The sequence below is a fragment of the Pseudofulvibacter geojedonensis genome (genome assembly GCF_042675745.1).
Taxonomy (GTDB): domain Bacteria; phylum Bacteroidota; class Bacteroidia; order Flavobacteriales; family Flavobacteriaceae; genus Pseudofulvibacter; species Pseudofulvibacter geojedonensis.
In genome coordinates, this window is record NZ_JBHTJM010000002.1 from 229,697 (window position 1) to 249,557 (window position 19,861).

Annotated in this window: 17 protein-coding genes and 1 other RNA gene; 11 read left to right on the forward strand and 7 right to left on the reverse strand. The window is 32.4% G+C overall.

Features of this window, described 5'->3' with window-relative positions:
• Positions 1–42: 42 nt before the first annotated feature.
• Positions 43–2,451 (forward strand): alpha-ketoacid dehydrogenase subunit alpha/beta, encoded by a 2,409-nt coding sequence (locus ACFQ1O_RS01780; protein ID WP_377712689.1) that lies wholly within the window; start codon positions 43–45, stop codon positions 2,449–2,451.
• Positions 2,452–2,526: 75 nt separating this feature from the next.
• Here ACFQ1O_RS01780 and dnaJ read toward each other — a convergent pair whose 3' ends face one another.
• Together dnaJ and ACFQ1O_RS01790 are read right to left on the reverse strand one after the other, a co-directional pair.
• Positions 2,527–3,642, reverse strand: a complete 1,116-nt coding sequence (dnaJ, locus tag ACFQ1O_RS01785) for a molecular chaperone DnaJ (protein WP_377712691.1) — start codon at positions 3,640–3,642, stop codon at positions 2,527–2,529.
• A 56-nt stretch (positions 3,643–3,698) separates the two neighbouring features.
• Positions 3,699–4,193, reverse strand: coding sequence for a nucleotide exchange factor GrpE (locus ACFQ1O_RS01790; RefSeq protein WP_377713216.1), 495 nt, complete (start codon positions 4,191–4,193; stop codon positions 3,699–3,701).
• 383 nt (positions 4,194–4,576) lie between these two features.
• On the opposite strand from ACFQ1O_RS01790, the gene ACFQ1O_RS01795 reads away from it, so the two are divergent.
• Positions 4,577–5,209, forward strand: coding sequence for a YceI family protein (locus tag ACFQ1O_RS01795; protein ID WP_377712693.1), 633 nt, complete (start codon positions 4,577–4,579; stop codon positions 5,207–5,209).
• Positions 5,210–5,277: 68 nt separating this feature from the next.
• On the opposite strand, the gene ACFQ1O_RS01800 is transcribed toward ACFQ1O_RS01795, so the two are convergent.
• A complete protein-coding gene (locus tag ACFQ1O_RS01800; RefSeq protein ID WP_377712695.1) occupies positions 5,278–5,448 on the reverse strand; it encodes a hypothetical protein in 171 nt (56 codons plus the stop codon).
• A 160-nt stretch (positions 5,449–5,608) separates the two neighbouring features.
• On the opposite strand from ACFQ1O_RS01800, the gene fumC reads away from it, so the two are divergent.
• Both fumC and ACFQ1O_RS01810 read left to right on the forward strand, forming a co-directional pair.
• Positions 5,609–7,006: a class II fumarate hydratase gene (gene fumC / locus ACFQ1O_RS01805; RefSeq protein WP_377712697.1), complete on the forward strand. Its 1,398-nt coding sequence runs from the start codon at positions 5,609–5,611 to the stop codon at positions 7,004–7,006.
• A gap of 96 nt (positions 7,007–7,102) precedes the next feature.
• Positions 7,103–8,977 (forward strand): T9SS type A sorting domain-containing protein, encoded by a 1,875-nt coding sequence (locus ACFQ1O_RS01810; RefSeq protein ID WP_377712699.1) that lies wholly within the window; start codon positions 7,103–7,105, stop codon positions 8,975–8,977.
• Positions 8,978–9,048: 71 nt separating this feature from the next.
• On the opposite strand, the gene fsa is transcribed toward ACFQ1O_RS01810, so the two are convergent.
• The 3 genes from fsa to ffs form a co-directional block, all read right to left on the reverse strand.
• Entirely contained in the window at positions 9,049–9,705 is a 657-nt protein-coding gene (gene fsa / locus ACFQ1O_RS01815; protein WP_377712701.1) for a fructose-6-phosphate aldolase, read from the reverse strand.
• Between the two features lie 29 nt (positions 9,706–9,734).
• Entirely contained in the window at positions 9,735–10,541 is an 807-nt protein-coding gene (locus ACFQ1O_RS01820) for an SDR family oxidoreductase (RefSeq protein WP_377712703.1), read from the reverse strand.
• Between the two features lie 121 nt (positions 10,542–10,662).
• Positions 10,663–10,761, reverse strand: an RNA gene (ffs, locus tag ACFQ1O_RS01825) — signal recognition particle sRNA small type.
• Positions 10,762–10,850: 89 nt separating this feature from the next.
• Here ffs and ACFQ1O_RS01830 point away from each other — a divergent pair.
• The 6 genes from ACFQ1O_RS01830 to ACFQ1O_RS01855 all read left to right on the forward strand — a co-directional run bounded on the left by ACFQ1O_RS01830 (position 10,851) and on the right by ACFQ1O_RS01855 (position 16,928).
• Positions 10,851–11,885 carry a glutaminyl-peptide cyclotransferase gene (locus tag ACFQ1O_RS01830; RefSeq protein WP_377712704.1) on the forward strand — a complete coding sequence of 345 codons (1,035 nt, stop codon included), beginning with the start codon at positions 10,851–10,853 and terminating at the stop codon, positions 11,883–11,885.
• A 114-nt stretch (positions 11,886–11,999) separates the two neighbouring features.
• Positions 12,000–12,725 (forward strand): carboxypeptidase-like regulatory domain-containing protein, encoded by a 726-nt coding sequence (locus ACFQ1O_RS01835; RefSeq protein WP_377712706.1) that lies wholly within the window; start codon positions 12,000–12,002, stop codon positions 12,723–12,725.
• Positions 12,726–12,796: 71 nt separating this feature from the next.
• Complete coding sequence (locus tag ACFQ1O_RS01840; protein ID WP_377712708.1) at positions 12,797–14,305, forward strand: hypothetical protein; 1,509 nt, start codon at positions 12,797–12,799, stop codon at positions 14,303–14,305.
• Positions 14,306–14,444: 139 nt separating this feature from the next.
• A complete protein-coding gene (locus tag ACFQ1O_RS01845; RefSeq protein ID WP_377712710.1) occupies positions 14,445–14,996 on the forward strand; it encodes an RNA polymerase sigma factor in 552 nt (183 codons plus the stop codon).
• On the forward strand, positions 14,980–15,540 hold the full coding sequence (locus ACFQ1O_RS01850) for a hypothetical protein (RefSeq protein WP_377712712.1): 561 nt from the start codon (positions 14,980–14,982) through the stop codon (positions 15,538–15,540). The genes ACFQ1O_RS01845 and ACFQ1O_RS01850 overlap by 17 nt, the downstream gene beginning before the upstream one ends.
• A 17-nt stretch (positions 15,541–15,557) precedes the next feature.
• Positions 15,558–16,928: a hypothetical protein gene (locus ACFQ1O_RS01855; RefSeq protein WP_377712714.1), complete on the forward strand. Its 1,371-nt coding sequence runs from the start codon at positions 15,558–15,560 to the stop codon at positions 16,926–16,928.
• A 53-nt stretch (positions 16,929–16,981) separates the two neighbouring features.
• On the opposite strand, the gene glyA is transcribed toward ACFQ1O_RS01855, so the two are convergent.
• Positions 16,982–18,256, reverse strand: coding sequence for a serine hydroxymethyltransferase (gene glyA, locus ACFQ1O_RS01860; RefSeq protein ID WP_377712716.1), 1,275 nt, complete (start codon positions 18,254–18,256; stop codon positions 16,982–16,984).
• Positions 18,257–18,464: 208 nt separating this feature from the next.
• Here glyA and fahA point away from each other — a divergent pair, with 208 nt between their 5' ends.
• Positions 18,465–19,745 carry a fumarylacetoacetase gene (fahA, locus tag ACFQ1O_RS01865; protein WP_377712718.1) on the forward strand — a complete coding sequence of 427 codons (1,281 nt, stop codon included), beginning with the start codon at positions 18,465–18,467 and terminating at the stop codon, positions 19,743–19,745.
• Positions 19,746–19,861: the final 116 nt, after the last annotated feature.

Sequence of the window (19,861 nt, forward strand, 5' to 3'; positions counted from 1 at the left end):
CACTACTTTTGCGAGAGATATAAAAGTTAATTTCTACGCACCATGAGTAAAACAGATAATACTACTAGCAATATTACTTTTGAAGATTTTAAAGCAGAAGTTTTAAACGATTACAAAATAGCCATTACAAGTAGAGAATGTAGTTTACTTGGAAGAAGAGAAGTTTTAACAGGTAAAGCTAAGTTCGGAATTTTTGGAGATGGAAAAGAAGTTCCACAATTGGCCATGGCTAAAGCGTTTAAAAATGGTGATTTTAGATCTGGTTATTACAGAGATCAAACATTTATGATGGCTATTGGTGAGTTGACAATTCAGCAATTTTTTGCTGGTTTATATGGTCATACAGATATTATAGAAGAGCCTATGTCTGCTGGGAGGCAAATGGGTGGGCATTTCGCTACTCATAGTTTACAAGAAGATGGCACATGGAAAAACTTAACTAAACAAAAAAATTCAAGTTCAGATATCTCTCCTACTGCTGGGCAAATGCCACGTTTATTAGGATTAGCTCAAGCTTCAAAAATCTACAGAAATGTAGAAGGAATTAATACCGAAAAATTTTCTGTTGAAGGAAATGAAATTGCCTGGGGAACTATAGGAAATGCAAGTACTAGTGAAGGTTTATTTTTTGAAACTATAAATGCTGCGGGAGTTTTACAAGTACCTATGGTTATGTCTGTATGGGATGATGAATACGGAATTTCTGTACATGCAAGACATCAAACTACCAAAGAGAATATTTCAGAAATCCTTAAAGGCTTCCAAAGAGATGAAAACTCTAATGGATATGAGATCTTTACTATCAACGGTTGGGACTACCCTAATTTAGTAGATGTATACCAAAGGGCTTCCTCTGTTGCAAGAAAAGAGCATTGTCCGGTTTTAATTCACGTAAAAGAGTTAACTCAACCTCAAGGTCACTCTACTTCTGGTTCGCATGAACGTTACAAATCTAAAGATCGTTTGGCTTGGGAAGTTGAGTACGATTGTGTTGCTAAAATGCGTGAATGGATGATTAACAACAATATCTTTACTGCAGAAGAAGCTGCAACCATAGATAAGGATATTAAAAAACAAGTTAGAGAAGGTAAAAAAGCTGCTTGGAACGCTTTTATAAAGCCACTTTTAAACGAACAGACAGAAGCTGTATCTATTATAAATCAAGTAGCAGAAAGCTCGACTAACAAAACTTTTATCCAAAAACTAGCAACAGAATTAGCCAGTAAAGATGAACCTATACGTAAAGAAATATTAGTGGCTACTAGAAAAACTTTACGCTATGTTATTAATGAGGAATCTGATGCTAAGAACAATTTAATTAATTGGATTAATAATTACAAAGCTACAATTCAACCAAAATACAGCTCTCACTTATACACAGAACAAAACAAAACAGAAGATATCTCAGAAGTTGCTCCAGAATATAGTTCTGATAGCGATATGGTAGACGCTCGTGTAATATTAAGAGATAATTTTGATGCCATATTTACAAAATACCCTGAAGCTTTAATTTTTGGTGAAGACGCAGGACATATTGGAGATGTTAACCAAGGATTAGAAGGTTTACAAGAAAAATTTGGCGAATTAAGAGTATCTGATACAGGTATTAGAGAAGCTACTATCTTAGGTCAAGGTTTAGGTATGGCTATGAGAGGGTTACGCCCAATAGCAGAAATTCAATATCTAGACTATATTTTGTATGCCTTACAAATCATGTCTGATGATCTAGCTACTCTACATTATAGAACTCAAGGAAAACAAAAAGCACCACTTATTGTTCGTACACGAGGTCACCGTTTAGAAGGAGTTTGGCATTCAGGTTCTCAAATGGGTGGTTTAATTCATTTGTTAAGAGGTATTCATATTTTAGTACCTAGAAACATGACAAAAGCTGCTGGATTCTATAATACCTTATTAGCTAGTGACGAACCTGCGTTGGTAGTAGAATGCTTAAACGGGTATCGATTAAAAGAAAAAATGCCTAATAATCTAGGTGAGTTTAAAACACCTATTGGAGTTGTAGAAACCATAAAAGAAGGTAGCGATATTACTTTAGTATCTTATGGTTCTACTTTACGAATTGTTGAAGAATCGGCTAAAGAATTAGCTCAAGTTGGTATTGATGTTGAAGTAATTGATATTCAATCTTTATTACCTTTTGATATCAATCATGATATTGTAAAAAGTATTCAAAAAACTAACCGTCTTTTAGTAATCGATGAAGATGTACCTGGTGGAGCTTCAGCATTTATATTACAAGAGATTCTAGAGAATCAAAATGCCTATAGGTTTTTAGATAGCAAACCACACACACTTACCGCTAAGCAGCATAGACCTGCTTATGGTACAGATGGAGACTATTTCTCTAAACCTTCTGCAGAAGATATTTTTGAAAAAGTTTACGCTATAATGAATGAAGCGAACCCTAAACAATATCCAGAATTAATGTAAGGTTTGTTCATTAAACAATAAAAAAATAGGCAACTTAATTAAGTTGCCTATTTTTTTATTATACATTTCTAATCTTTAAGAAAACATATCTTTTACTTTATCAAAAAAAGACTTGTCATGATCTTTAGGGTCTGGAGCAAAATGATCATCATCTTGCATGGTCTTAAAGAATTCCTTTTGTTCTTTAGACAACTCTTGTGGAGTCCATACATTCACATGTACCAACAAATCCCCTTTACCATATCCATTTATACTTGGTATACCTTTTCCTCTTAAACGCAATATTTTACCTGATTGAATTCCAGCATCAAGTTTAATACGTACTTTCCCTGAAACGGTATCTATTTCTTTAGAAGTCCCTAAAACAGCATCAGAAAAACTAATGTATAAATCGAAATGTAAATTATCTCCTTCGCGCTTTAAATTAGGATGATCTTCTTCTTGAATAGCCACCAATAAGTCACCTGGAATTCCATTTCCAGGAGCGTCATTTCCTTTACCAGAAACCTTTAATTGCATTCCATCAACTACACCTGCAGGAATTTTTACAGATACGGTTTCTTCAGTTACTTTTAAACCTTGAGCATCTGCATCAGGAGCTTTCTTGTCTATCTGTTGTCCTGAACCTCCACATACATTACATGGAGCTGCTGTTTGCATGCGACCTAAAATGGTATTAGTAACACGAGTTACTTGACCAGATCCATTACACGTAGTACACGTTTTATAAGTTGTTCCAGGAGCTTGAACTTTACGCTTTACTTTTATTTTTTTCTCAACACCATTAGCTATTTCTTCTAGTGTCAAGCTAATTCGAATACGCAAGTTACTTCCTTTAGCTCTACGTTGTCTTGCGCCACCGCCAAAACCGCCGCCGCCAAAAGCTCCACCAAAAATATCTCCAAACTGACTAAAGATATCATCCATATTCATTCCGCCTCCTCCGAAGCCTCCACCTGCTCCTCCTTCAAAAGCAGCATGTCCATATTGATCATAACGAGCTTTCTTATTCTCATCACTCAATACCTCATAAGCTTCTGCCGCAGCTTTAAATTTTTCTTCAGCTTCTTTATCATCTGGATTTTTATCTGGATGATACTTTACTGCCATTTTTCTATAAGCTTTCTTAATTTCTTGAGCTGATGCTCCTTTAGAAATTCCTAGCGTTTCATAATAGTCTTGCTTTGCCATTGTTATTTAATTCAAAGATTAAAATTAAAACATTAAAGATTTTTAATCCTTAAATATTATTGCCCTATTACCACTTTAGGGTAACGAATTATTTTATCACCTAACTTATAACCTTTCTCAACTACATCAATAATTTTTCCTTTTAAATCATCAGATGGTGCTGGAATTTGCGTAATTGCTTCATGATAATCGGCATTAAAAACATCTCCTTGAGTTACCTCAACTTGCTCCAAACCATTATCTTTTAATGTTGTCTTAAACTTATTACTTATTAGCTCTACACCTGTAATCAAGTTTTCATCATTACTTTTTTCTATCTCTATCCAGGCTCTGTCAAAATCATCTAACACTGGTAACATAGCTTGCATAACACCTTGACTAGCTGTTTTAAACAATTCTATACGCTCTTTAGAAGTTCTCTTTTTATAATTTTCAAACTCTGCAAATAAGCGTAAAAACTTATCTTTTTCCTTAGCCAGTTCTTCTTGTAACTTTTCTTCAACAGAAAGCTCTACCTCTGCCTCATTAGTTGGTGTAGCTTCATTCTCCATTTCTTTGTTCTCTTCTATTGCCTCTGGTTGCTCTTCTTTTGTGCTCATATATTCAACTAAATATTTATTGTCTTTAGCTTCAAGACATATATTAATTCAAATGTAACTTTATTAATAAGTGAATATTCAAAAATCACTTTCATTTTTAAAGTTGACAAAAGTATTGCCAATTCTTTACAAATGCCAATTTGTCATTAATTTATTTAACATTATTTAGCTTTTCTTTAAGAGTTGAATCAAATGCAAAAAGGTACTTTTACTAAGAATTTTATTTAAGGTGAGAAACCGGTATGCATTGTTTTTATCTTCATAGTTTGAAACGCATACCGGTTATTTTTTTGTATTTTTATATGATTATATACCAATTTATAAAAATTTATACCATGAAAAAGAACATTGCAATTGCTTTCTTAACATGTGGCTTATTATTAGCTTGTAAAAATGAGCCAAAAGCAGCAGTAGAAGATGCTAAGGAAGTAAAAGAAATCGTAACAACTCACAACTACACTATTAAACCAGATTCAAAAATTTTTTGGCAAGCAAATAAAATTGTTGGAGGTCATACTGGTTCATTTTCTGCAGAAGAAGGTATCTTAAAATTCGAAGGTGAAAATTTAAAAGGAGGTAAAGTAACATTTCCCATAAAAACCTTAAAAGTAACCGATATACCTGAAACAGAAGAATCTTACGGAAAATTAGTCGGGCATTTATTAAGTCCTGACTTTTTTGACATGGAAAAGTACTCAAATGCAACATTTGAAATTACCAATGTAGAGGGAAATAAAATAACTGGGAACCTAAACTTAAAAGGAATTACAAAAAGTATTTCTTTCGATGCTATTATAACCCACTCAGAAGATCTTGTACAAGTATCTAGTAATAAGTTCACGATAGACAGAACACTATGGGGTATAGAATATAACTCAGGTAAAATAGCAGATCCTGCTGAGTTAGGAGATTACTTAATAAAAGATGATGTAGAAATAAAAATAGATGTTAAGGCTTCTAAATCATAAAAACCAATAGTTACTGATATAAAAAAAGCAACCTAAAATGGTTGCTTTTTGCTTTTTGTAATTTTTGATTACTTTTTTCTAGCGTCTCTTTCTTCTTTTAACTCTTTAAGTCTTTCAACTAAAGAACCACCAATCCAATAAGGAACTACAAAAGTTGCGATAAAAATCAACAACCAAAATCCCATTGTTGCAATGGTTAAAAAGGCTAAAAATCCTAAGTATTGATCAAATTCAAACATAATTTCCGGAAATTTCGAATTCGTGTCAAATATAACAGGAATAAACTAATTTACCTACACTAAAAGTATTTTTATTAAGAGTCTTTCTTATTACTATTCAGAACAAAAATAATTACCTAAATTAGCGCATCTTAAAAACAACACTTAAGTTATTTATAACATGGAATATAGAATTGAAAAGGATACTATTGGAGAAGTAAAGGTTCCTTCAGATAAATTATGGGGAGCACAAACAGAACGATCTAGAAATAATTTTAAAATTGGCGCTCCTGCTTCTATGCCTTTAGAAGTAGTTTATGGATTTGCATATTTAAAAAAAGCCGCAGCTTTTACAAATTGTGATTTAGGAGTGCTAAGTACCGAAAAAAGAGATTTAATTGGTGCTGTTTGTGATGAAATATTAGCAGGAAAACACGATAACCAGTTTCCTTTGGTTATATGGCAAACAGGTTCAGGAACGCAGTCTAACATGAACTGTAATGAGGTAATCGCTCATAGAGCACACCAATTAGCTGGTAAAGTAATTGGTGAAGGTGAAAAAACTATTCTACCTAATGACGATGTAAACAAGTCACAATCATCTAATGATACTTTCCCTACAGGAATGCACATCGCAGCTTACAAAAAAATTGTTGAGACAACCATTCCGGGTGTTACGCAATTAAGAAATACACTTGATGCAAAAGCCAAAGCTTTTGCTGATGTAGTAAAAATTGGACGTACGCACTTAATGGATGCTACTCCTTTAACTCTAGGTCAAGAATTTTCTGGTTATGTTGCTCAACTAGATTTTGGTTTAAAAGCATTGCACAATACTCTAACTCACTTAAGCCAATTAGCCTTAGGAGGTACAGCTGTAGGTACAGGTTTAAATACTCCTACCGGTTATGATGTTTTAGTTGCAAAATACATTGCTGAGTTTACTGGTCTTCCGTTTGTAACTGCTGAAAATAAATTTGAAGCTTTGGCCGCTCATGACGCATTAGTTGAAACACATGGGGCATTAAAGCAACTAGCTGTTTCTTTAAATAAAATTGCTAATGATATTCGTTTAATGGCATCTGGGCCTCGTTCTGGAATTGGCGAAATTATTATTCCTGCAAACGAACCTGGTAGCTCTATTATGCCTGGTAAAGTAAACCCAACACAGTGTGAAGCTATTACAATGGTTTGCGCTCAAGTTATGGGTAATGATGTTGCCGTTACCATTGGTGGTACACAAGGACATTATGAATTAAATGTATTTAAACCAATGATGGCTGCAAACGTACTAGAATCAGCACAATTAATTGGTGATGCTTGTGCTTCATTTGACATAAACTGTGCTCAAGGTATTGAACCTAATCATACTAGAATTGAAGAACTTTTAAACAACTCTTTAATGCTAGTTACCGCACTAAACACTAAAATAGGTTATTATAAAGCTGCAGAAATTGCTAACACAGCTCACCAAAATGGTACTACATTAAGACATGAGGCTGTACAGTTAGGTTATGTTACAGAAGAAGAATACGACCAATGGGTTGTTCCTGCCGATATGACGGGATCTATGAAGTAATAATATAACAAAACAGTATACTAAAAACGAGTTTTCTTACAAAGCTCGTTTTTTTTTGTTATATTAGGTACTTTAATCAAATTTAAATCATACCCTATGAAACAAAAACTACTTTTGCTATTATGTATAGTAACTATTTCTTTTCAACCTATACAAGCTCAAAGCCCAAATGAACAAATAGCTGAAAATTGGATTCAACAAAATAAAAGCAAGTTAAAAATCCAAGATCACCATAGCTTTAAAATGTTATTTAACCGTAAAGGACCTTCTGGCGAAACTTTGCGTTATTATCAAATGGTAAATGGTGTACGTGTATATAACGCCGAACTAACCATACATATTAATACAATTGGTGATGTTAGTTATGTGGCTAATGCATACAATAGAGATGTAGATGCAATAAACACCAATCCTGCCATTTCTGCAGACGAAGCTTATAATACAGCAATAAGAAATTTAAACAATCCTGGTTTTACAAGAAAGAAAGAAGAAGGATTATTTGTTTACCCTCTTAATGGTGAAACTAAATTAGTATATAGTTTTAAAACTTCATCTGAAAACTTAAATGGCTACTGGGAAACTATTGTTGATGCTAATTCTGGTGATATTATTAGTTCTAAAGACATCGCTTTATACCACAAACGCCATAACAACGAAAAAGAGAAAAAATCTGATAAAGAAAAAAATCACGAAACTAAAATATCTGCCGGAAATAATACTGCGGCAGTTATGGCAACAGGTACAGCAATGGTTTTCGATCCAGATCCCCTTTCTGTAGCTCAAGTTGCTTATGGTGGTCAATATGTAGACAATAACGATGCTACCAATGCATCATTAAGCGCAACTAGAACACAGGTAAACTTACCAGATATTGAATTTTCAGGAGGAACATATAGACTAAAAGGCACTTATGCAGAAATTGCATCGTTACAGAATCCAAGTACAGGTTTATTTACACAAGCTTCTAATGCTTTTCATTTTACAAGAAACGAACAAGGTTTTGAAGCTGCACAAGTATATTATCATGTAGATAAAAGTATTAGATACATAAATCAAACTTTAGGAATAACATTGGTATCTAGATTTAATAACGGTGTTGTAGAATTCGATCCGCATGCCCATAACGGTGCTGACCAATCTACCTATGGTGGTGGTGAATTAAATTTTGGTGAAGGTGGTATTGATGATGGTGAATGTACCGATGTAATTTTACATGAATTAGGACATGGTTTACACGATTGGGTTACCAATGGTGGTCTTTCACAAGAGAACGGACTAAGTGAAGGATCTGGCGATTACTGGGCTCAATCATATAGCAGAAGTGTAAATGGCTGGACAACAGGTAACGATCCTCATAATTTATACAACAAAGTTTTTAAATGGGACGGAAACTCTACTTGGAACGGAAGACGTTCTGATGTAAGCGCACAATACCCTGGTGGTTTAGTTGGACAAATTCATACTGATGGTCAAATATGGGCTACTGTATTAATGGAAATTTACGACATCATAGGCAAAACAAAGATTGACGCCGCTTTTTTAGAAGGCTTAGGAATGACTAATAGTTCTACAAACCAGCCTCAAGCAGCAACAGCTGTAAGACAAGCCGCTATGGATATGGTAATTGCTGGACGTTTTGGAATGACTTGTGCAGATGTTGATGCTATGACTGCTCGATTCAATGCTAGAGGATATAACCTACCAGCATTAAATTGTACTACTTTAAGCACAGATGAATTTTTATTAGTGGATAACATTTCTATTTTCCCTAACCCAACAAATAATAATTTAAACTTTAAAAACGTACATAAAAGTTATGAAGTTGAGGTTTTTAATTTATTAGGACAGAAAATTATCGCTACTCAAATCAATGAAAATAACACTTCTATAAATGTTTCAAACTTATCAAACGGAACATATTTAGTGAAATTTAAGAATATAGATGGAGCTTTAAAGTTTGTAAAGCTTTAAACAACTCTTAGTATCATAAAAAAAACCGAGCTAATTGCTCGGTTTTTTTTATGAATTAATTGGTTACTTAATTACTCGTTTCCCTTGGCATAATCTGCTAAAAACTTCTCTAAACCTATATCTGTTAAAGGGTGTTTTAATAATCCTTTTATAGAACTCAATGGTCCAGTCATAACATCTGCTCCAATCTTAGCACAATCTATAACGTGCATAGTATGTCTTACAGATGCAGCTAAAATTTCTGTTTTAAATCCATAATTATCAAAAATCTGTCTTATTTCTGCTATTAAATTCAAACCATCTGTAGAAATATCATCTAAACGACCAATAAAAGGAGACACATAAGTTGCTCCCGCTTTTGCAGCTAATAAAGCCTGTCCAGCTGAAAATACTAAAGTAACGTTCGTTTTAATTCCTTTATCACTAAAGTATTTAGCTGCCTTAACTCCATCGGCTATCATTGGTAATTTAACAACTATTTGCTCATGTAAAGCAGCTAACTCTTCTCCTTCTTTTATCATTCCTTCAAAGTCTGTAGCGATTACTTCTGCACTAACATCTCCATCAACAATATCACAAATGGCTTTATAATGGTTAATGATATTTTCTTTTCCAGTAATTCCTTCTTTAGCCATTAAAGAAGGGTTTGTAGTAACCCCATCTAATACTCCTAAAGCTTGAGCTTCTCTAATCTGATCTAAATTTGCTGTATCAATAAAAAATTTCATAGTTCTAATTGTTTTGCCACTTTAGGCGTTTATAATTTATAATGATTTAATAATAATCTTTCGTACATAGTATCAGGTAAAATGCGCTTTAATACTATAGAGAATTTTTGCATAAAAGCTCCAACCTTATAATGTATTTTAGGTTTAGATGTATTTATAATCTTATAGATTGCCTCAGCCATTTCCACAGGATCATTTCCTTCATCTACATGTTCATTCATTAAAGCCAATGTATTGCCATAGGGTTTCTTATAGGGTGAGTTATCTAGTACTGGAGAATGATACCTCCCAGCAGCTATATTAGTTGCAAAATCTCCCGGAGCTACATTGGTCATTTGAATATTGAAATCTTTAATTTCCATTCTAAATGCTTCAGTAATAATTTCTAGCGCTCCTTTTGTGGCTGAATAAATACCTCTGTATGGCAATCCCATATATCCTGCTATCGAAGTTACATTTATTATTTTTCCCCCTCCTTGTTTACGCATTTGCGGCAAAACTGCTTTGCAAACACTTATAGGTCCGAAAACATTCGTCTGAAAAGCATTTTTTATTTCTTGGTCTGGAGTCTCTTCTAATGGGCCTGTAATTCCAACTCCTGCATTATTTACCAATATATCAAGTCGCCCTTCATTTTCTATAATTGTTGCTACAGCTTCATGAATTGACTTCTCGTCTGATACATCTAAAGCTACCAAATTGAACGATAATTTTTCAGTTATTCTTGATGGGTTTCTACTTGTACCATAAACAATAAAACCTTTGTTGGTTAGATAAGTAGCTACAGATTTACCTATTCCAGATGATCCACCAGTAATTAATACAACTTTAGACATTCAAGTAATTCTATGATTTAATAATTGTAAATTCCGATCAAAAATACACTTTTGAAACCGATTCTAAATAAAATATTGCTGGAATTATAACAGGTAAGTTAATTTAACTTTTGGGTACAAAAAAAGGCAAGCGACCTACATCACACCGCTACAACCGTCTACCTTTGCTGCGTTCCCGCCCTGGAGGATTCAACAGGAGCTGGTTGTGTAGGACTTGCCCGCTGCAAATATACAACCTTTTTATGTTTACACAACCATTTTTTTCTCTGATTTAATTGATTTATCTTGCTTCAAAAATCATTCTCAACCATGAAAATAGCTAAGCTACTAGCAATCACTTTTTTAAGCATCCTATTTGTTTCTTGCGAAGAAGAAGAAAAAGATGTTAATAAATTATTTCAGCTCGAAATAAGCAACAACAAAACCCAATTTACTACCGGAGAAAGCACTTCATTCTCTATAAAAAACAAAAAAAATAAAGAAATTGGAACAGTTACCTATAGTATAAACGGGAAAGATATTTCTGGAAATAAATATACTTTTACTGATAAAAAATTAGGTCAACGATTAGTAGAGGCTTCTTTTAAATATAATGATCAGCTTGTTGTATTAAAAAAAGTAATTGAACAAGTTGCTAGTAAAAAGCCAAAAATCATAAAATTCGAAATTGTTAACGAATATCCACATGACCAAAATGCTTATACTCAAGGTTTAGAATTCTACAAAGGTGAATTATACGAAAGTACTGGACAAAGAACTAAATCTACTTTAAGAAAAGTAGACTATAAAACAGGAAATGTTATCCAGAAAATCAAATTAGATGATAATCATTTTGGTGAAGGACTAACTGTGATGAATGATGAAATTTACCAATTAACATGGCAGGCTGGCATTGGTTTTGTTTACAACCCTGAAGATTTCAAAAAAATTAAAACTTTTAAATACAAAAAAAGTAACCAAGGTTGGGGTATCTGTAACGACGGTAAAACCTTATACAAGTCTGATGGAACTCAGCGTATATGGACACTTAACAATGACACACTAGAAGAAGAAGATTTTATTGAAATTTACACCAATACAAGTAAAATTAATCGTGTAAATGAGTTAGAATGGATAAACGGAAAAATATATGCTAACATTTGGCAAAAAAATGGAATTGCTGTTATCAACCCTGAAACTGGTGCTGTGGAAGGTGTATTAAATGGTAGTTCTCTAAAAAACAAAGTAACTCAGCATCCAGAATTAGATGTTTTAAATGGTATAGCCTATAACCCAGAGACCGAAACCATTTTTGTTACGGGTAAAAATTGGGATAAATTATTTGAAATTAAAATAGTAGACTAAACAAAACGACTACTTAACATATTAAACCCGCTAGTTAACTCATTCTAACTAGCGGGTTTCTTTTTTAATAGGTTTCTTTGACTAAAGATATTCTTAAAACTAACTCAAGCATTTATGAAACAAAAAATAAACATATCTATACCTGAACCTTGTCATGAAGACTGGAACAACATGACACCGACACAAAAAGGGAGATTTTGTGGAGTTTGTACCAAAGAAGTAGTAGACTTTACAAGCTTTTCTGATGAACAACTCATAAAACATTTAAATAGAGAACAACATTTATGTGGCAGGTTTAACAAACAACAGTTAAACCGTGATTTAGTTTTAGATCGAAAAAATCGTAGTAGCTTTTCTTCTTTTGTAACAGCTGGTTTATTCTCTTTATTCTTATTCAATTCTAATGGTACTAAAGCACAAGAAAAACCAAAAACGGAACAAACAGATAAAAAATATATTTCTATACCTTTAATCAACACTTTGGCTAAAGATAGTATTACAGTTTCTGGAACTGTTTTAGATGAGAATAACTATCCTTTACCAGGAGCAACTATTTTGATAAAAAGAAGCGAAACTGGAACTTCAACAGATTTTGATGGGGTGTTTTCTTTAAAATGTAAAAAAAATGACCTTATAAAAATTAGTTATGTAGGCTATGAAACGAAATACGTTAAAACTACACAAATTGATTCTATAACATTAAACCCTGACAATACTTTAGATGAAGTAATTGTTATTGTTGGAGGAATCAGCGTAAAAAAACGCTGGATAGGTGGCAATTTATTTACTCGCTTTACCAATATTTTTAGAAAAGAGAAAAAGAACCCAAAATTCAGATAAAGAAGCCTTTATTATACAATAAAACTTCCTTAAAAAAGTTATACATTTACGTCACGTAAATTTTACACAATATGCGAAACGCAATACTAACTTTATTAAGTATTCTTTTTATTGTAGCTATTAGTTCTTGTAGAAAAGACTTTAGCACTTCTGCAAGTTCTGGAAACCTTACCTTTTCTAAAGACACGGTGTATTTAGATACCGTTTTTACCAATATAGGCTCTAGTACTTATAATTTAAAAGTATACAACAATAGCGGAGACGATATTCATATACCTACAATAGAATTAGGTAGAGGAACCAATTCTAACTTTAGATTGAATGTAGATGGTATTGCAGGACAATATTTTGAAAACATTGAAATAAAATCTAAAGACAGTATCTTTATTTTTATAGAGACTACAGTTGATATTTTAGACGAAACAACGACAGCTACTGAGTTTTTATATAAAGACTCTATCATTTTTGACGGAGTTAGAAATTACCAAGACGTTAAGTTAGTTACTTTAGTAAAAGATGCCGAGTTTATTTATCCAGCTGCTCTAAACGATGGAGAGTTAAATAATTTCGACTTAACACCTGCTCAATTAAATTGGACTAATGAAAAACCTTATGTTATTTATGGTTACCCAACTGTACCTAACGGAGAAACATTAACCATAGAAGAAGGTGCACGTATTCATTTTCATAGAAATTCTGGTTTAATTGTATCTAACGGAGCTACTATTACTGCAGATGGTGATATTAGTTCTGATCAAGATTTATTAGAAAAGGAAATTATTTTTGAAGGAGATCGACTAGAACCTTTATATAGTGATATACCCGGACAATGGGGTACTATATGGTTACAAGAAGGTAGTACCAACAATTTATTTGACCACGTTACTATTAAGAACGGAACAATAGGCTTAAGAAACGATTTAAATGATGGAAATTTAACCACCACCTTAAACAACGTACAATTATACAATCACTCTGTTAATGCTATATTAGCTATTGGCGGAAACATAGAAGCTAATAATTTAATAGCTGGTAATTGCGGACAAGCTACTGTTGCACTAACTGCTGGAGGCACCTATAATTTTAATCATTGTACACTAACTAATTACTGGACAAATGGTTTCAGATCTTTTCCAACATTATTAGTAAGTAACCAACTTCAAGCTGGAGAAACACTAATAGTTGGAGATTTATTGGCTGCTAACTTTACCAACACTATTGTTTATGGTAATGAAAACTTAGAGTTTAATTTAGAAAAAAATAATTCGGCAGCATTTAATTACAACTTCACCAATTGTTTATTACGCTTTAATGATACTAACCAGCAATTTGCAAATAATCCACTATATGATTTTTCAAATACCTTAGGTGGCGGAGAATATAGCATGAATATTTATAATAACAATCCTAATTTCTTGAACCAAAGCAACAATGAGTTTTTAATAGAATTAGGAAATTCCCCAGCAGATGATACCGGAGTACTTACTGGTTTAACCGAAGATATTTTAGGAAATACTCGTAGTTCTGGCAATACAGATATGGGAGCTTATCAAGCTGATGTTTTTCCTACTGATGATTAATTTTTTTTCAAAAAAAAACTTCAATTTATACAAAAGCGAATCATATGGTTCGCTTTTTTTTTAAGCGTAAGTAAACTTTTTTGTAACACTTCATTTTTTTTCTCGTATTTAAATAAAGCACTAACTAAAAAATCGAAGCGTGTTTCAAATTGACATTATTGAAAAATGCAAACAAAACAATCGTAAAGCTCAACTAAAGCTATACAATCAATACTGCAATGGTATGTACATTGTTGCTTATCGATTTGTAAAAAATGAAACCGAAGCAGAAGACATAGTACAAGAAGCTTTTATAAATGCTTTTTCTAAGTTAGAGCAATACAACGCTCAAGTTTCTTTTGGTTCTTGGTTAAAACGAATAGTTATAAATAAGAGCATAGATTTTATAAAAACTAAAAAAGCTCAGTTCATTGATTTAAATGAATCTAGCTTAACTATTGCTAATAAACCTGATGAAAATGAATGGCTTGTTGATGAATCTGTTACATATCATCAAGCAATAGAAGCCATTAATGCTTTGCCAGATAAATACAAATACGTTTTGATGCTTTATTTAATTGAAGGTTATGATCATCAAGAAATAGCTCAAATATTAAAAATTTCTGAAGCTGCGTCTAGAACTCAACTATCTAGAGGAAAACAAAAATTACAAAAAAAGTTAACACCTATACGTCATGTCGCAAGATCTTAAACAACTATTGAAAAAGAAAGAGCATGATATAATTATGCCTAAAAATCATGAAGCTAGATTTATTAAAAAACTAGACACTAATTTACCTAAGCGAAAAACTCTTAAATATACTTGGATCAACAAAGCTGCTAGTATTATTTTATTAATTGGTATAGCTTATGGAAGTTTCAATTATTTTAATTCTAATAAAATAGAAGATCCAGTAGATCAAATAAAAACCAAAACTTTAGGTGATGTTTCTCCTAGCTTAAAAAAAGTAGAAGATTATTATTTAGCTAGTATTAACCTAGAACTTTCTAAGCTTTCATATACTTCAGAAACAAAATCACTTTTTGATGGTTATATAGAGCAATTATATGAATTAAATACAGAGTACGAACAATTATCTATTGAATTAACCAATAATGGTCCAAATGAGTCAACAATTAATGCCTTAATCGACAATCTAAAACTACGTTTAAATCTTTTATACCGATTAAAAAAACAATTAAAAGAATTAGCTGTTTCTGAAAAAAATCACTCAGAAGAAAAACAATCAATCTAAATCAAAAAACAGAACAGATGAAAACAATTAAGCACAAATTATTAGCCTGCACCCTATTCTTAGCTGGGTTTAGTTTTGCACAAACAAAACTTGAAAAAACTTCTCAAACAATTAAAGTCGATAAAAATGTGACTTTAGATCTTAACACCGATTATTGCACTATTGAGCTAGATACTTGGAACAAAGATCAAATAGAAATTGAAGCTTATATAGAAGGTGAAAGACTTTCAAAAGAAGAACTACAAGAAGCTTTAAAAAATTGGAACTTAAAAGTAGAAGCCAATTCAAAGAATGTTTCTATAACTTCTAAAGGAAATAGAAAGAACCTATGGAGTTACCAAAATAGTAACTCTCCACATGATGTTATAATCATTCAAGAATTAAAGCATGACTTAGCTGATATTCCGGAATTAGCAGAATTGCCAGAATTAATTGAACTACCAGAACTAACAGAGTTGCCTGAGCTTCCAGCTATACCAGAAGGAATTAGTGATATTAACTTTGACTACGATGCTTACAAAAAAGATAGTGACAAATATTTAGAGCAATGGTCTCAAAAATTTGAACAAAAATTCGGAAAAGAATACGAACAAAAAATGGAGGCTTGGAGTAAGAAATATGAAGAAAAGATGAAAGCTTGGGAAAAGAAATTTGAACAAAAAAATGAACAGCGTATAAAGCTTGCAGAAAAAAGAGCTGCTTTAATAGAAGAAAGAATGAAAAAGAGAGAAGAGCTTAATAGAAAAAAAGAAGTCTTAATTGAGAAACGACACTCAAATAGAGCTAATCTATTTTATAACAGTTCTGATGTTAAAAAAACAATTAAAATACGTTTACCTAAAAAAGTTAAAGTAAAAGTTAATGTTCGTCATGGAGAATTAAACCTAGCTTCTAATGTAGAAAACTTAAACGCTACTATTGCTTATACTAACTTTATAGCTAATAGCATTAATGGAAATAACACTTCCATTAATGCTTCCTATTCCCCAATTAATATTAGCAATTGGAATTATGGTAAGTTAGACTTAAACTATGTTGACCATGCTTCGTTAGATAACGTTAAAAATATTTTATTATCTACCAATTCATCTAATGTACAAGTTAACAACTTAACTGATAATGCTATTATCAATAGTCGTTTTGGAGATATCAAAATTTTAAACTTAAGTGATTTATTCAACAATATAAATGTAACCTTAGAAAACAGTAATGCAATTATAAAATTGCCCAATACTGAACACACATTTCAATTTGTTGGAACTCAAACTAAATTAAAACACCCAAAAAATAACAATACTCAAAAGACAAATTCGTTTTCATCTGGAAACATTAATCATCCCAAAAAAATTATTGTCAATGCAAAATACAGTATTATTGATATGCACTAAAAAAGCGACTAATTGATATAATTAGCCGCTTTGATACTAAATTAAATATTTTATTAAGCTTTAAACAAAGGTTTATCGCTCATTAAGTTATTTACTTTTACTGCAACTGCTTCTAAAACTGCTTCATCTTCCCAATTCATTATAACTTCGTCTATTAAAGCAATAATAGTTTCCATATCTGCCTCTACTAACCCTCTAGTAGTTACCGCTGCAGAACCTATACGAATACCACTAGTTACAAATGGTGACTTATCATCAAAAGGAACCATATTTTTATTAACAGTAATATCTGCTTTTACTAATGCATTTTCAGCATCTTTACCAGTAACATTCTTATTACGTAAATCAATTAACATCATATGATTATCTGTTCCTTCAGAAATAACCTTATAACCTCTAGAAACCAAAGCCTTAGCCATAGCTTGAGCATTTTTCTGTACTTGTAACATATAGTGCATGTACTCATCAGATAATGCTTCTCCAAAAGCAATAGCCTTAGCAGCAATAATATGCTCTAAAGGTCCTCCTTGATTTCCAGGAAATACAGCAGAATCTAATAACGAAGACATCATTCTTAATTTACCAGACTTTAAAGTGATACCGAATGGGTTTTCAAAATCTTGCCCCATCATAATCATTCCTCCTCTTGGACCTCTTAATGTTTTATGAGTTGTAGTAGTTACAACATGGCAATGCGGCATTGGATCGTTTAATATACCTTTAGCAATTAAACCGGCTGGATGAGAAATATCTGCTAACAACAAAGCTCCTACCTTATCTGCAATAGCTCTAAAACGTTTAAAATCGATATCTCTAGAATAAGCAGATGCCCCAGCAATAATTAATTTTGGTTGCTCTTTTACAGCTATTGCTTCAATATTATCGTAATTTAACATTCCAGTTGATTCCTCTACTCCATAAAAAACAGGATTGTATAATCTACCCGAAAAGTTTACAGGAGAACCATGTGTTAAATGACCTCCATGAGATAAGTCGAATCCTAATATTTTATCGCCAGGTTTTAAACAAGCAAAAAATACAGCTGTATTAGCTTGAGAACCTGAATGTGGTTGCACATTTACATATGCCGCACCAAACAAAGCCTTAGCTCTATCTATAGCTAACTGCTCTACTTCATCTACTACTTCACACCCTCCGTAATAACGTTTACCCGGGTATCCTTCAGCATATTTATTGGTTAACACAGATCCTGCAGCTTCCATAACTTGTTCACTAACAAAGTTTTCTGAAGCAATTAATTCTAATCCGTGGATTTGTCTTTCTTTTTCCTCCTGGATTAATTCAAAGATTTGTTCGTCGCGTTGCATACTATTTAGTTGTATTTAAAAATATGTGCAAAAATAGGAAATCAAATAGTTATAAATGTATTTTTATTAAACAAATAATGTGCATATTTTAACTACTAAATTACAAATAATTTGAATCGCTAATTTTCATATACTTTTAGTTTTTAGCTATAAGATTTTTACGTAGTTTTGGATATTATAACATTATACAGAACTAAAACAATATAACATGCAAATTACAGCTAACGATCCGAAAAGAATTAGTTGGTTAAATGTTGATAAAAATTCACATTTTCCTATACAAAATATCCCATTTGGTGTATTTATTACTAAAGATGATATTATAACTATTGGGACTCGTATTGGTGATTATGCGATAGACCTAGGAGCTTTACATCAATTAGGTTATTTTGACGGAATTCCTTTAACAGACGATATTTTTTTACAAGATACTTTAAATGATTTTATTGCTGACGGTAGAAAAACATGGAGGTTGGTACGTAACAGAATTGCTGAAATTTTTGATACTAGAAATGGTGCTTTACGTGATAACCCTGTCCATAAAGACAAGGTTATTTTTAGAATGGAAGACGTAGAAATGCAACTACCAGTTGCCATTGGAGACTATACCGATTTCTATTCGAGTATAGAACATGCAACAAACGTAGGTACTATGTTTAGAGATCCTAATAATGCTTTATTACCAAACTGGTTACACATACCAGTAGGATATCACGGAAGAAGTTCGTCTATTATACCTTCTGGAATACCAATTCACAGACCACAAGGACAAACAATTCCTGCAGATAGTGACACTCCTGTATTTGGACCTTCAAAATTAGTTGACTTTGAGTTAGAAACTGCATTTATTACCACTGCTGCCAATCATTTAGGAGAGCCTATTCCTGTTAACGAAGCTGAAGAATATATTTTTGGTATGGTTGTATTTAATGATTGGAGTGCACGTGATATACAGAAGTGGGAGTATGTACCTTTAGGTCCCTTCTTAGCTAAAAACTTTGCCTCTTCAATCTCACCATGGATAGTAACTTTAGATGCTTTAGAACCATATCGTTGTGCTGGTCCTGAACCATTAAAACCTCAATTAGAATATTTACAATATACCGGAGATAAGAGTTTTGATATTAAACTAGAAGTAGCTATACAACCAGAAAATGGGACTCCTACTACAGTTGCCAAATCTAACTTTAAGTACATGTACTGGAATATGTCTCAACAACTTGCACATCATACTGTAAATGGTTGCCCTGTTAACTCTGGAGACATGATGGGATCTGGAACCATTTCTGGAAAAACTCCAGATTCTTATGGGTCTATGTTAGAACTATCATGGAGAGGAGAAAAACCAGTTAAATTAAACGATGGTACTGAACGTAAATTTATTAACGACAATGACACCGTTATTATGACAGGTTACTGTGATAACGGAGTTACTAAAATTGGTTTTGGAGAAGTGAGCACTAAGCTTCTACCTGTTTGGAAAAAATAACCTTAGTCATTTTTATTCACTCGCATTCAAACAATTAAAAAACATACTTTTAATAAGCCGCTAATTTGCGGCTTATTTTTTTAACTTTGGCATTGTGTTTGAAAATCATATTCTAT

Coding starts and splice junctions, on each gene's coding strand:
- ACFQ1O_RS01795 (WP_377712693.1), top strand. CDS start 4,577: ATGAAAAAGAACATTGCAATTGCTTTCTTAACATGTGGCTTATTATTA.
- ACFQ1O_RS01850 (WP_377712712.1), top strand. CDS start 14,980: ATGTCGCAAGATCTTAAACAACTATTGAAAAAGAAAGAGCATGATATA.
- ACFQ1O_RS01780 (WP_377712689.1), top strand. CDS start 43: ATGAGTAAAACAGATAATACTACTAGCAATATTACTTTTGAAGATTTT.
- ACFQ1O_RS01820 (WP_377712703.1), bottom strand. CDS start 10,541: ATGTCTAAAGTTGTATTAATTACTGGTGGATCATCTGGAATAGGTAAA.
- ACFQ1O_RS01840 (WP_377712708.1), top strand. CDS start 12,797: ATGCGAAACGCAATACTAACTTTATTAAGTATTCTTTTTATTGTAGCT.
- ACFQ1O_RS01855 (WP_377712714.1), top strand. CDS start 15,558: ATGAAAACAATTAAGCACAAATTATTAGCCTGCACCCTATTCTTAGCT.
- ACFQ1O_RS01810 (WP_377712699.1), top strand. CDS start 7,103: ATGAAACAAAAACTACTTTTGCTATTATGTATAGTAACTATTTCTTTT.
- ACFQ1O_RS01800 (WP_377712695.1), bottom strand. CDS start 5,448: ATGTTTGAATTTGATCAATACTTAGGATTTTTAGCCTTTTTAACCATT.
- dnaJ (WP_377712691.1), bottom strand. CDS start 3,642: ATGGCAAAGCAAGACTATTATGAAACGCTAGGAATTTCTAAAGGAGCA.
- ACFQ1O_RS01835 (WP_377712706.1), top strand. CDS start 12,000: ATGAAACAAAAAATAAACATATCTATACCTGAACCTTGTCATGAAGAC.
- fahA (WP_377712718.1), top strand. CDS start 18,465: ATGCAAATTACAGCTAACGATCCGAAAAGAATTAGTTGGTTAAATGTT.
- fsa (WP_377712701.1), bottom strand. CDS start 9,705: ATGAAATTTTTTATTGATACAGCAAATTTAGATCAGATTAGAGAAGCT.
- glyA (WP_377712716.1), bottom strand. CDS start 18,256: ATGCAACGCGACGAACAAATCTTTGAATTAATCCAGGAGGAAAAAGAA.
- fumC (WP_377712697.1), top strand. CDS start 5,609: ATGGAATATAGAATTGAAAAGGATACTATTGGAGAAGTAAAGGTTCCT.
- ACFQ1O_RS01830 (WP_377712704.1), top strand. CDS start 10,851: ATGAAAATAGCTAAGCTACTAGCAATCACTTTTTTAAGCATCCTATTT.
- ACFQ1O_RS01790 (WP_377713216.1), bottom strand. CDS start 4,193: ATGGAGAATGAAGCTACACCAACTAATGAGGCAGAGGTAGAGCTTTCT.